This is a genomic window from Denitrificimonas caeni (assembly GCF_027498055.1).
Taxonomy (GTDB): domain Bacteria; phylum Pseudomonadota; class Gammaproteobacteria; order Pseudomonadales; family Pseudomonadaceae; genus Denitrificimonas.
The window spans coordinates 864,775-877,675 of sequence record NZ_CP114976.1 but is presented as its reverse complement, the minus strand read 5'-3'; the positions used below and the strand labels follow the sequence as shown (position 1 = coordinate 877,675).

The window sequence follows — 12,901 nt, the reverse complement described above, 5'->3', positions numbered from 1 at the left end:
CCTAAAAGGACTTAAAGAAGCTATAAATCCTACTTGTACGCTATATCGACCTGCACGATAATAAGCCTCTTACTTTTTAACGGCCACGTCCTAGAATTCTTTATGAGCGAACTCTTACTTATTATGGTCAGCGCCATACTGGTAAACAATTTTGTGTTGGTACAGTTCCTTGGTCTGTGCCCGTTTATGGGCGTTTCCAAAAAGGTTGAGACCGCCATTGGCTTATCCCTAGCCACCACCTTCGTCCTGACCTTGGCATCTATTTGCAGTTATTTAGTTCAGCAGTACATCCTCAAACCTTTTGATTTAGATTTTTTACGCACGATCAGTTTTATTCTGGTCATTGCCGTGGTGGTGCAGTTCACAGAAATGGTGGTGAATAAAACCAGCCCGATGCTGTATCGCGTACTGGGTATTTTCCTACCCTTAATTACGACTAACTGTATTGTTCTGGGTGTGGCCCTCTTAAATGCCAACCGCAGCGAATACACCTTTATTCAGGCCAGCGTTAATGGCTTTGCTGCAGGTATTGGTTTTTCTTTAGTACTGGTGCTGTTTGCCGCCATGCGCGAGCGAATCGCTATTGCCGATGTGCCAAAACCTTTCCAAGGGGCCGCCATTGGCATGCTCACGGCGGGTCTTATGTCATTAGCCTTTATGGGCTTTAGTGGTTTAATCAAACTATGAGCATGGTGTTTATCGCAATCGCCGCGTTAGTGGCGTTGAGCTTAATATTCGGTGCCATCCTAGGCTTTGCTGCCGTGCGTTTTCGCGTGGAAGGCAATCCTATCGCTGAGCAAATTAACGCTTTACTGCCGCAAACCCAGTGCGGCCAGTGTGGCTATCCGGGCTGCAAGCCTTATGCGGAAGCCATTGCCGCTGGCGATAAAATCAATAAATGCCCACCGGGTGGTGAAACGACGATTCAAGCCCTTGCTGAACTATTAGATGTAGAGCCAGAGCCGCTTGACGCCGTGGAAGGTGAAAAACCACAAATGGTGGCCTTTATTCGTGAAGCAGAATGCATTGGCTGTACTAAATGCATTCAAGCCTGCCCCGTAGATGCAATTTTAGGCGCAGCCCGGCAAATGCATACCGTCATTGCTGACGAGTGTACCGGCTGTGATCTGTGTGTGGAGCCGTGCCCAGTCGACTGTATTGATATGCTACCAGTGCCCGACACCTTACAAACTTGGAAATGGGATCAGCCTTTGGCACCCGGCACACTGATTGCTACCGATCGGGAGTCTTTATCATGAGCAGTTGGCCTATCCACCCTTTGCGTGGCGGCGTCCATCCGCCGGAGTGCAAAACCCTCTCCAACCAGACTCCCATCGTTAGTGCGCCTTTAGCTAAGCAGTTAATTGTGCCCTTACTGCAACATGTAGGCAGTAGCGCGCAAGCCTGCGTTAAGGTTGGCGACTACGTACGTAAAGGCCAATTAATTGCAGACTCCAGCAATCTTATTAGCGCTGCAGTCCATGCGCCAAGCTCTGGCATTGTCAGTTTTATTGGCCCGCAGCCCTACCCCCACGCTTCAGGGCAATTACTTGATGCCATTGTGATTGATACCGATGGTTTAGAAACCTGGTGCGAGCTGCAGCCCGCGGCCAACTTCACTGATTTTACAGCGGCAGAGTTATTGGAAAAAATTCGCCAAGCAGGCATCAGCGGCTTAGGTGGAGCAGGCTTTCCAACGGTGGTGAAACTCTCGCCCAGAGCAGAGCAGCCAATCCGCACGCTGATTATCAATGGCACTGAGTGCGAGCCCTATATCACCGCAGATGATGTGCTGATGCGCGAGAAAGCAAACCAGCTTATGCTCGGCATTGATATTTTAGTGCACATACTCCAGCCCGAAAACGTGCTGATTGCCATTGAAGATAATAAGCCTGAAGCCCTCGCCTCGGTACGCCAAGCCAACGCAGGGCGCAGCTACCATGTTGTGGCTATTCCAACCATTTATCCATCCGGTGGCGAGCGTCAGTTAATTCAAATTCTCACAGGGCAAGAAGTGCCCTCAGCACAACTCCCGGCGCAACTGGGCATTCTCTGCCAAAACGTTGGGACTGTAGTGGCCGTGCATGATGCCGTGATTGCAGGTAAACCACTTATTTCACGGATTACTACACTAACTGGGCAAGCGTTACAAAACCCGATGAATGTCGAGTGCTTAATCGGCACGCCGGTCATTGATCTGCTTGAGTTTGCCGGCCTGCAACAGGCACAGCTCAACCGTCTCGTGCTTGGTGGCCCCATGATGGGCTTCACCTTAACGTCACTGGCGGCACCGGTGATTAAAACCACCAACTGCCTGCTGGCGGCCAGCGCCGCAGAGCTACCGCCTCCAGCACCGGCGATGCCTTGTATCCGTTGCGGTGATTGCGCCGAGGTCTGCCCAGCAAATTTATTACCTCAGCAACTGCACTTTTATGCGCTTGGCGAGGATCACGAGCAACTGCAAGCGCACAATTTATTTGACTGCATTGAGTGCGGCGCCTGTGCTTATGTGTGCCCCTCGAGCATCCCGCTCGTGCAGTATTACCGCTCGGCCAAAGCCGATATTCGTGAACAGGCACAAAAACAAGCCAAAGCTGAACACGCCAAAGAACGCTTTGAGTTTCGCCAAGAACGTCTACGCCTAGAGGAAGAGCGTAAAGAAGCCGAGCGCCAAGCCCGTGCTGAGCGTTTAGCCCGCAGCAAAGCCGAGCGTGCAAAAAAAGAAGCTCAAGCCCAGGCATCCGGCTCCGCCAACGATGCTCAGACTGGTGCTGCAGAAGCTGAAGTAAAACGCTTAAAAATTGCTGCCAGCATGGCGCAAGTGGCGTTACGCAAAGCTGAAAAGCAGCTCGAAATTCACGGCACCGAAGAGTTGCAATCGCAGGTTGAGCAACTGCGTGTCGCTGCAGCACAAGCCAAGCAAGCATTGAGCGCTGCCACTCCAGCCGCCACAACCACAGCGAGCACCGGCAAAACAGCGAAAGCAGAACCCAGCGCCACCGAACAAGCACTGAAAAAAGCTAAAATTGCCGTTGCCATGAAGCGCGCCGCATTGCGTAAAGCCGAGCGCAGTGAAGCCCCGGCTGAGACCTTAAGTGCTCTGCAAGATGAGTTGACCGAAGCTGAGCAAGACTTAGCCAAACTAAATCAAACCGAAGAAGCCAGCGTTTAGTACTGCGCTTTAGCCTTATTTTGGAGTATCGATGACGCTGCCCCGCATTACCTCACCACACGCTACAGGTGCTAATCGCACTCAGCGGGTTATGCTTTTGGTGATAGCCGCCACAGTGCCTGGTGTTTTCGCGCTGAGTTACTTTTATGGCATCGGCCCATTACTCAATATTGCTTTAGCCTGCAGCTTTGCGCTGCTGTTTGAAGCGGCTATTCTCAGATTACGCCAGCGTCCAGTGACGTTTTTTCTCAAAGATGGCAGCGTGCTTGTCACAGGCTTACTGCTGGCTCTAGCACTGCCGCCCTATTCGCCTTGGTGGTTAGTGGCGGTTGCCACAGGTTTTGCTGTGGTATTTGGCAAACAACTCTTTGGCGGCCTGGGACAAAATCCATTTAACCCAGCCATGCTTGGCTATGTTGTCGTGTTAGTGTCTTTCCCTGTGGATATGACCATTTGGCCAGCAGCGCACAGTGTCGACGCCATGCAAGGCCTTCAACACGTGTTTTTTGGTCAAGCATTTCCCGATGCATGGAGCCAAGCGACCGTCCTTGATGCCCTTAAAACCAATAACAGCCTGACCATTCAAGAGTTATGGAGCACTAACCCTGCCTTTGGCATCTTCGCTGGCTACAGCAGTGAATGGGTGAACCTGGCTTTCTTATTAGGCGGCCTGTATTTATTACACAAGAAACTCTTTAGCTGGCATGCACCCGTCGGCATGCTCGCCGCTCTATTTATTATGAGTGTGCTGTTTTGGAACGGCAGCGGTTCTGACTCGCACGGCTCGCCTTTATTTCACCTACTGAGCGGCGCGACTATGCTGGGCGCATTTTTTATCGTCACTGACCCCGTTAGCGGTGCGACCAGTGTGCAGGGCCGTTTGATTTTTGGCGCCGGCGTTGGTGTACTGATTTATATTATTCGCGCTTGGGGCGGCTATCCAGACGGCGTGGCTTTTGCCGTGTTACTGATGAATTTATGCGCACCAACCATTGATTACTTCACTCGTCCACGCACCTATGGACACCAAGCCGCGAAGCGTGGCTTTAAGTCAGGAGAGTAAAGATGCTGCCTGAACTCAGCCGTTCAATGCTTAAAAACAGTCTGGTGCTCGCTGTCTTTGCCGCCGTGACTGTCGCAGTGGTTGCCATCACTCAACAAACCACCAAAGGCCGCATTGCCACAGCCGAGCGTGAGGCGCAAATTCGCGCTCTGGGCGAAATTTTACCCGCACACAGCTACGACAACGCCCTTCTCGATAATGTTATTTACTTAAATGAACCGCTACTAGGCCACACCACAGAAACCCCAGCCTACATTGCCAGTGCTGAGGGTGAGCCTGCAGCGGTTATCCTGCAAGCCCGTGCTCCCGATGGCTACAGCGGCAGCATCCAGCTGTTAATTGGCATTACTGCAGAGGGCAATCTCAGCGGCGTCCGCGTCTTACAGCACAAAGAAACCCCAGGCTTGGGCGACCGTATTGAACTGGCAAAAAGCCCCTGGATTAAAAGCTTTGATGGCAAAAGCCTAACCCAGCCAAATCAACAAGGCTGGGCGGTGAAAAAAGACCATGGTGACTTTGATCAGTTTGCCGGCGCAACCATTACCCCACGCGCCGTCGTAAACGCAGTGCATAAAGCCTTGCAGTATTTTGACCAAAACCATGCCCAGCTATTTGCCCACTTAAATACCGCGGAGAGTCAGCCATGAGCGTGTCATTTCGTGAAATCAGTATCAATGGTTTATGGAAAAACAACCCGGGCTTAGTGCAGCTGCTCGGTTTATGCCCATTGCTTGGCACCAGCAACTCAACGGTCAACGCCTTGGGCTTGGCCATTGCCACAGCGCTGGTTCTTATCTGCTCTAACGCCGCAGTGTCGTTAATCCGTAACGCAGTCACCAATGCTGTGCGCTTACCCGCCTTTGTCATGATTATTGCCGCGCTAACCACCTGCATTGAATTACTGATGCAAGCCTACACCTACGAGTTGTTTTTAATTCTCGGAATCTTTATTCCGCTGATCACCACTAACTGTGTGATCTTAGGTCGCGCTGAAGCCTTTGCCGCTAAAAACACCGTACTGCGGGCCAGTTATGACGGCTTAATGATGGGCGTTGGTTTTGGCTTGGTGCTAGTGGTAATCGGTGCCACCCGCGAGCTGCTGGGCACTGGCATGCTATTTACCAATATGCACCTGCTGTTTGGCAGCATTGCTGAACACTGGCAGATTGTGGTCTTTGAAGATTACAAAGGATTTTTACTGGCAATTTTACCGCCTGGGGCTTTTCTCGTACTGGGTCTATTAATCGCCTTAAAGAACTGGATTGATCAGTACTACGCCGAACATATTGCCAGTCAGGATACCGTTGCAAGCTCAACAGCCAATCGCCGTGTGCGCGTCACTGGTGTAGTTGATTAAGGACTTAAGCATGGAACAGCAAGGCGTCTTACGCAGCTGGAATGATGAGAAAGGCTTTGGCTTTATTCGCAGCACAGCTGGCGATTACTTTGTGCATATTTCCGACGTGCGCGGCGAGCGCCGGCCGCAACAAGGAGAGAATGTCTATTTTGTTGCCGGTAAAGATCCCCAAGGCCGCCTGCGGGCCCAACACATGCGCAGCACAGAGCTGAGTATTGATCAGCCAACTATTCGGCGTAAGCCTAAAACGGCTGCGCAAGCTAACAAAACTCTGCAACGTCCACGGCGACGTAGCCAAGCCAACCGCAAACGCGGTCTAAGTTTAATTTTGCTCAGCTGTGCCATACCTGCTGCCGGTATCTGGCAAGACTTTAACGTCCATGCAGTAATCTGGCCGCTGCTGGTTTATCTTGGCATGAGCATGGTCAGTATTTTGCAGTACTGGCGTGACAAATACAGCGCACAACATGGTTTGTGGCGTATTCCAGAAGCACAGCTGCATGCGGTCGAACTACTTGGCGGCTGGCCCGGCGCGCTCTTGGCACAACAACTGCTGCGCCACAAAACCAAAAAAACCTCATACCAAGTGGTGTTTTGGCTGATCGTACTGATGCATCAAATCTACTGGTTGGATCAGTTAGGCTTCAGCGGGCAGCTGTTATCACAACTGCTAAATAGCTTTTAAAGATTCAGCCCTAAACTGGCACAAGCAATAAAGCTCTTACAGTTCACGCACCCAAAACAATTCATGCTTGCGCACTGCTTTACGCAAAAACTCATTCTCACCGGTTTTCGGCCAACGGCGACCGGTCAGCAGCTGCTGAATACTGCGACGCAAACGTCTTTTCAACGGCATGGGTGGCTGCAAATCATGCTGCATCAACAACGCCATGGCTTTATCCAACTGCTGCTGCTCGCTTAGAACGTAGCTAAATAGCTCATCTGCGGGCAGATCAACCATGGCTGGCGGCAAGGCCACACCAGTATTGGCATCCCCCATGGGCCAGCGGTCATTGTCGTGCAAATGGTTGGCATATAAAAATAAACGCTTGGGTCGCCAGTCACTTTGTTCCATCGCCTGAAAGAAAGCCTGTGTTGTAGCAATATGATCAGCATGCGGATCAATCTCTGGGTGCGGCATCACCACCACATCCGGTTTAAAGTGCATTAGACATCCAGCTAAATCAGCCACTAGGTTGTGCCAAGTGGGCTGGCCGGTGCTATCGCCAGGCAACTGCAGACTATTGTGTTGACGCGCTCTACGGATATCAGATTCACCTGACTCTTTCGAAGCAAAAGGCGTATCTGCTTGCTTGGCCATTTCCGGCAACTGCATGCAGTAATACCCCAACTGCACACAACTGGCCTGCGGCACCCCACCCCACAATGGAATCGCCATGCTGTCCCAAGTACGCAAACGCCCTTTTAATTGCGCGGCTTGTTCTTTCGACAAACCTAAGCGCTGATAATATCCAGCCTCAATTTCGCCTTGAGTCAGCGTAACAATACTGACGTTATCAGCACTGCTGTATAAACCAAAGGCTGCCAATTCCGCATCATCCGCATGGGGGGCAAGAATCATAATGTTTTCATTCACTGGGCTGGGCTGATTAAACACATACAACTCTGCATCGGCAGCGACACTGCAAAAGCGCCCTTGCACTGACAGCCCTTCAGCTATTAACGCTTCTACCTGCCCAGTTAAATTAAGATAACGCACACCTTGTGCACCGCGCTCAAAGGTTTGCTGATCAGTGCCGACTTGGACACTGGGATCAAACCAGCGCCCTAACCAATTACTTTTAATCTGCACCTTAGCAATGACAGTGGCTGACGGCGCAATCGAGCCAGCCGCAAGCTGCCAGCGTCCATTTACAATGCGCAAACCCATAGGCTCAACCACCTCTGGGAAGCGGTATTGATAATCATCTTGCGGCGAGTAAAACAAGTGATCGGCAAACCACGCCTCATGGGCAATCCAGAGGACCAGCAAGGTCAGTGGCAACAGCCAAAGCGGCCCGAGCAACCCAAGGACTAGCAGTCCAAGAAAAATCAACAGCAAGGTTATCCGCTTGTTACGCCGATGCTGCCTCAGTAACTGTTGCTTACGTACTGACATTAGGACACCTCATACACAGCAACTCGGTTGCACCAGCGGTCCTTATATTCACGGTCGGCGCGACCAAACGAATAACGCAGCGGTTTATTTAACTCACGCGCGTGTTGCCATTCACTTTGTGTATTTACAAAGCTCAAAACACTCCCAGGGCTGAGAGAATTGTAATCGGTATCAACCCCACCATTGATGTACTCAAGGCTGATCCATTCGGGCGCCTCAACTCGGTACAACACTTGAAAAGCCACAGGCACATCATTGATGGTAATAAAACTGCCCGTCATAAACTCTCTTAACAGGCTAAATACTTCCGCGAGATACTCTTTACCGGGTACAGCAAAATCCCAACGCTTTTCAAACAAGCTGGTGTACATCTGCGCTTGCTCAGCGGCTGATAAAGTACTCACAGGTACAATCACGCCGCCCTGCTCTTCTAATAAGCGCTGCTCTCGGCGTTGGTTATAACGAAACTTTTTACTGTATTGCTCAGGCTCTCGGGCTAAAGCTAAACCTTCCTTCTGCTCTGTGAGCGTCGAAATACGCTGCGCATGGAGTTCAGATACATAGCGGGCCTGATGCCGTAGGGCGATGTTGCTGTTCGGTGCTTGCGGTAGAATAATCTCAGCGTTGCCCAAATCAAATACACCGCGCTTTTTCTGCCGCTTGAGCACATCTTTTGCCAAAGCAATATGACGCCCCCAAGTCGGCACCGCCGCCTGCAGCTCATCATTGACTGAGCAACCTAAATAACGCACAGCAATCCCGGCTAAGTCTGATAAACGTTCAACGACATCTGGGTGCGTGGCGACACTGCCACCCCAGCGCAACCACGCAGCACGGTATTGTGCAGCACTGATGGGATGCCAGCCTCGCTCACGATACAGACGAAAATAGCTCAACATAATCCCAATGGCTCCATTACCGCAAAAGAAAAACCAGATTCTAACACAGCCTGCTCATGCGCTAGGCGCAGATCAAACACCAACTCAGCGACCCTTAGCACTGTCTGCTAAACTTACCGCTCTTTTATTATCTGAGCGGCTCAGCACACGGGCCAATAGAGGTTGCAACATTATGCGGGTGTTAATTACTGGAGCACAGGGGCAAGTTGGGCAAGAACTGCTCAAGTCGGCTCCAGCAAACTGGCAGATACATGGCTTAGGCTCAAGCGATTTAGATATCAGTGATGCCGCGCACGTTATGACCACAGCGCAGCACTTACAACCTGATTTGATTATCAATGCCGCCGCTTATACAGCTGTGGATAAAGCACAGAGCGACAGCGCGCGCGCCCATGCCGTTAATCACCGCGGGGCAGAAAACCTGGCCAACGCTGCGCAACGCTTAAACTGTCCCTTGCTGCATATTTCTACCGATTACGTCTTCTCTGGTGATCACTCTGAGCCCTATAGTGAGCACGATACGCCGCAACCCAATAGCGTCTATGGCGAGAGTAAATTACTTGGCGAGCAAGCAATTCAAGCCCTATGTAAGCAACACATTATCTTGCGCACCAGTTGGGTCTTTGGTTTGCATGGTAATAACTTTGTCAAAACCATGCTGCGACTTGGTCAAGAGCGCGACGCACTCAGCATCGTCAGTGACCAAATTGGTGGACCAACAGCCGCCGCTAGTATCGCCCAAGCTTTATGGCAGATTGCCCAGCAATACCAGCGCAACAGCAGTTGTACTTGGGGCATTTACCATTTTAGCGGCGCCCCCACTTGCAGTTGGTACGATTTTGCGCAAGAAATCTTTGCGCAAGCCGTAGAGTTGCAGTTACTCAGCAAAGCGCCAACGCTAAAAGCAATTGCTAGCAGCGACTACCCAACACCCGCACAACGGCCTGCTTACTCAGTACTCAACAACAGCAAAATCAACCAGCACTTCAACATCGCCCAAAGCCACTGGCCGGATCAACTGCAACTCATGCTAACTGCGCTTAAAGGTGCTCAATAATACTCTTTCAGGTAAGATTGCCATTCAATTTTTTAAGGTCACTGCATGCATAAGCTCGATCACCAAGACTATTTAAAACTACGTGAAAATTGCAAAGTCATCGAACAAGACGGTTTTGGCGATAAAGTTATGATTCTGCAAGACGGCACATTTTTAAAGCTGTTTCGTCGCAAGCGCCTGATCACTTCGGCGGCAATCTGGCCCTATGCCCAGCGCTTCGCTGATAATGCCAAGAAACTCGAAAAACTCGGCATCCCCTGCCCTAAAATCATCCAGGTCTATCGCATCCCAAGTATTGAGCGTGATGCCGTGCACTACCACCCGCTACCCGGCACAACCTTACGCGACCTGCACAGCGGCGACGCCGAGTACCCCGATGATTTACGCGAGCGTTTTTTAAAATTTGTCGACCACATCCAAGACCTTGGCGTGTACTTTCGCTCGATTCATCTGGGCAACGTAGTACTCACCCCCGAGGGCGAGCTTGGCTTGATTGATATTTCAGACATGAAAATCTTCCGCAGGCCACTGAGCAAGTGGCAGAGGAAGAGGAATGAAGAGCATATGGTGAGGGATGCGGAGGATGCGCTCTGGCTAGACTTAATTAAGTCTAATGAAACTAAAAGTTTATAGCCTAGTGTAGGACCTAATATATTCACTACTTATTGTAAATCAGTTTCAATTTAAATAAAAAAGTCGATAGGAGTATTTTTTGAATATTTACCAGAGAGTGCTCAGCACCTTAATTGTAACAAGTAGCTTTTGCTTTGCTTTCTTTTGGCTACCTTATTATAAACTTTTTGACTTTTTCTGTAATATTTTAATTTTAGCTTTTCTTTTACAACTACTACTACCCAGTAGTAAAAAATTACGCAAAGATCCATTATTTCGTTTAGGTTTATTATTTTTTGTTTATTTATTTATTACAATCGCTTGGCATAAATTTAGCCTTCCAGCAGATACTCCACGTATAGCTGAAACTCGAAAATATCTGAGAATACTTTATTTTATTCCAATTGCTTATGCTATTTCATACAGCAAAATGCTTAACCCCTGGCGGTTTCTAATTATAGCTTTTTTAGGGCTAATTGCATATTTAATAATAAATTTTGATCTTGCAGAGTGGAAACGTGCTTGGAATGGCTACAGAGTAGATTTTGGAATTGAGAATGCTCAGCATACTGGTATAGTTTTTGCAACAAGTTTAATTGCTTTTACCGTTTTCACAGTAAGGTTTATTAATTGGAGTAGAAAATACTCTCTGATTATTTTTCTAGTTAGCTTAACAGTTTGGTTTAGTGCCCTACTCCTTTCTTTCTGGGTCGTTTTCGTATCACAAACTCGCGCTGTCTGGCTTGGCTTATCTGTATCGGCACTTATTATGCTTTTGCTTGCTGGTATATTTTATATTCAAAAAAAACGCTCCACAATAAAATGGTATAAGTACTCGACAATATTACTTGGGCTTATATTTACTACAATATTAATTGAGCACAGCTTCAATACTCAAGAACAAATAATGAAACGCCTAACTTCTGAAAAAGTCAGTATTGAGAGTTTACATTTAGCTGCTTCGCATGAAAAAAAACAAATGACCAGTTTTGAAATAAGAGTTGCCAGTTGGGCCGCTGCCCCAGAATGGATTATGGAAAGACCTTTTATGGGTTGGGGCCGACGTGGAGCTAAAAACTTAATTAGAGAGTCTGACTATTTTAACGAGAGCTTTAAAAGCAGATTCGGTCACCTACATAACTCATACTTAGAAACTTTAGTAGACTTAGGCTTTATTGGCACAGGCTTCATACTAATAATTATACTCTTTTTAGGACGCAAAATTATTAGTAGCTTTAAAAGAGGAAGTATGCCATTCGATGTTTTTATTTTCTATTGGGCTTTTTTTATTTTTTGGGCTGTAGTAAACCTATTCGAATCTTATATTATATTTCAAAGTGGCACCTATCTAATTGCAGTCGTATTATCTTTTTCTTATTCATTTATTATAAAAAAAGAATCATTTAAAACATAAAATATTTTTCAAACCAAGAAAAAATCAAATAAAACTATTTATACTACCAAGATACTTATCCTACTTAGTCAACGCAATATAACTTTAGTTATTTATGAACACTATATTACTATAAATGCAAATCAATTATACTAATTACCCTCTATCTCTTTTTAAAAATTTTATTTCTAATAAAAACAACTATTGATTTAAAGAAAAAACCAAATTCTTTATTTATTTTCTTATCAAAGCTAAATGTCTCATAAAGATATAATAAATATAACGCTGGTGTCTTATCATCAGATTTAAAGTACAATCTTGATAAGATACTATTTTTACAATTCTTGCTGGCACCATGTTTCTTTAGCAAAAGATCTATGTTCCTAGCCAGTGCCTTAAAAAGACTATATTTATTAGAAGAGTTATATTTTACAAAATCGCTATGCGTTTCAATCTCTAAACCCCCTAGATGACCCGTCAGCTTTTTAGAAACTCTCTCAGCAGATGACCTTAGTTCTTCAGTTTTACTTCTTATCATTTGACCAGAATGCAACCTGTATCTAAGTAAAACCTTAGGGCAATTACCAACCTTAAATCCATTTATAATAATATCACACCAAAGTTTATAATCTTCAGCAGCCTCATCAGTATACTTTAAACTATCAAATACTTTTCTTTTAATCATCGCTGAAGGGTGATTGATACAGCAATAAAAAATTGAAGTAATAACAATATCAGCATGACTTATTGGAAAACAACTAACATTATGTTTTCTACGCTCATTAAAAGGTTCTACCCATGTACCACAAAGATCTAATTCATTGCACTCCATAAAGCGTAGCTGTTCTGCAAAGCGCTCAGGAAAACATATATCATCTCCATCCATGCGTGCAATATATTCTCCTCTCGAAATAAATATTGCCTCATTCAAACTACTAACAATTCCTCTGTTTTCTCTATCTATTAATTTTATCCTCTCATCTACAGCCATATATTTCTTTATAATTTTTAAACTTTTATCTATCGATCCATCATTAATTATAATAAATTCAAAATCATAGAAAGTTTGATTCAATACACTTTCAATAGCCTGACTCAAATACTTATCTGAGTTATACACTGGCATTATTACGGATAACTTAGGCGCTACAGACAAAACTCATACCTCACTTTATATCCCGTCTTATTCACGAGCCTTGACCTAAAATAAAGAAGGCGAGTGGTTTATC

13 protein-coding genes are annotated in these 12,901 nt (G+C 47.0%); 10 read left to right on the top strand and 3 right to left on the bottom strand.

Annotated elements, in window-relative coordinates; genetic code table 11:
- Positions 1-102: 102 nt before the first annotated feature.
- The 7 genes from rsxA to O6P33_RS04160 are packed head-to-tail and all read left to right on the top strand — an operon-like array spanning position 103 to position 6,277.
- Positions 103-687: an electron transport complex subunit RsxA gene (rsxA, locus tag O6P33_RS04190; protein WP_269818990.1), complete on the top strand. Its 585-nt coding sequence runs from the start codon at positions 103-105 to the stop codon at positions 685-687.
- Entirely contained in the window at positions 684-1,259 is a 576-nt protein-coding gene (gene rsxB, locus O6P33_RS04185; RefSeq protein WP_269818989.1) for an electron transport complex subunit RsxB, read from the top strand. The genes rsxA and rsxB overlap by 4 nt, the downstream gene beginning before the upstream one ends.
- Positions 1,256-3,172, top strand: a complete 1,917-nt coding sequence (gene rsxC, locus O6P33_RS04180) for an electron transport complex subunit RsxC (protein WP_420094961.1) — start codon at positions 1,256-1,258, stop codon at positions 3,170-3,172. The genes rsxB and rsxC overlap by 4 nt, the downstream gene beginning before the upstream one ends.
- Positions 3,173-3,203: 31 nt before the next feature.
- Entirely contained in the window at positions 3,204-4,235 is a 1,032-nt protein-coding gene (locus tag O6P33_RS04175; protein ID WP_269818988.1) for an RnfABCDGE type electron transport complex subunit D, read from the top strand.
- Between the two features lie 2 nt (positions 4,236-4,237).
- The gene (gene rsxG / locus O6P33_RS04170) at positions 4,238-4,882 is read left to right on the top strand and encodes an electron transport complex subunit RsxG (RefSeq protein ID WP_269818987.1); all 645 of its coding nucleotides are present in this window, start codon (positions 4,238-4,240) and stop codon (positions 4,880-4,882) included.
- Entirely contained in the window at positions 4,879-5,592 is a 714-nt protein-coding gene (locus tag O6P33_RS04165; RefSeq protein ID WP_269818986.1) for an electron transport complex subunit E, read from the top strand. The genes rsxG and O6P33_RS04165 overlap by 4 nt, the downstream gene beginning before the upstream one ends.
- Before the next feature lie 10 nt (positions 5,593-5,602).
- Positions 5,603-6,277, top strand: coding sequence for a DUF1294 domain-containing protein (locus O6P33_RS04160; RefSeq protein ID WP_269818985.1), 675 nt, complete (start codon positions 5,603-5,605; stop codon positions 6,275-6,277).
- A 36-nt stretch (positions 6,278-6,313) separates the two neighbouring features.
- Here the strand turns inward: O6P33_RS04160 and O6P33_RS04155 are convergent, their stop codons facing one another.
- Together O6P33_RS04155 and O6P33_RS04150 are read right to left on the bottom strand one after the other, a co-directional pair.
- A complete protein-coding gene (locus O6P33_RS04155; RefSeq protein WP_269818984.1) occupies positions 6,314-7,711 on the bottom strand; it encodes a PIG-L deacetylase family protein in 1,398 nt (465 codons plus the stop codon).
- Positions 7,711-8,610: a GNAT family N-acetyltransferase gene (locus O6P33_RS04150; RefSeq protein WP_269818983.1), complete on the bottom strand. Its 900-nt coding sequence runs from the start codon at positions 8,608-8,610 to the stop codon at positions 7,711-7,713. Before O6P33_RS04150 ends, O6P33_RS04155 begins: the two co-directional genes overlap by 1 nt.
- 172 nt (positions 8,611-8,782) lie before the next feature.
- Between O6P33_RS04150 and rfbD the strand changes: the two genes are divergently transcribed.
- The 3 genes from rfbD (at position 8,783) to O6P33_RS04135 (ending at position 11,693) form a co-directional block, all read left to right on the top strand.
- The gene (gene rfbD, locus O6P33_RS04145; RefSeq protein WP_269818982.1) at positions 8,783-9,667 is read left to right on the top strand and encodes a dTDP-4-dehydrorhamnose reductase; all 885 of its coding nucleotides are present in this window, start codon (positions 8,783-8,785) and stop codon (positions 9,665-9,667) included.
- Between the two features lie 45 nt (positions 9,668-9,712).
- Positions 9,713-10,300 (top strand): toluene tolerance protein, encoded by a 588-nt coding sequence (locus O6P33_RS04140; protein WP_269818981.1) that lies wholly within the window; start codon positions 9,713-9,715, stop codon positions 10,298-10,300.
- A 79-nt stretch (positions 10,301-10,379) separates the two neighbouring features.
- Positions 10,380-11,693, top strand: coding sequence for an O-antigen ligase family protein (locus tag O6P33_RS04135; RefSeq protein WP_269818980.1), 1,314 nt, complete (start codon positions 10,380-10,382; stop codon positions 11,691-11,693).
- 142 nt (positions 11,694-11,835) lie between these two features.
- Here the strand turns inward: O6P33_RS04135 and O6P33_RS04130 are convergent, their stop codons facing one another.
- A complete protein-coding gene (locus O6P33_RS04130; protein WP_269818979.1) occupies positions 11,836-12,828 on the bottom strand; it encodes a glycosyltransferase family 2 protein in 993 nt (330 codons plus the stop codon).
- Between the last annotated feature and the right edge of the window lie 73 nt (positions 12,829-12,901).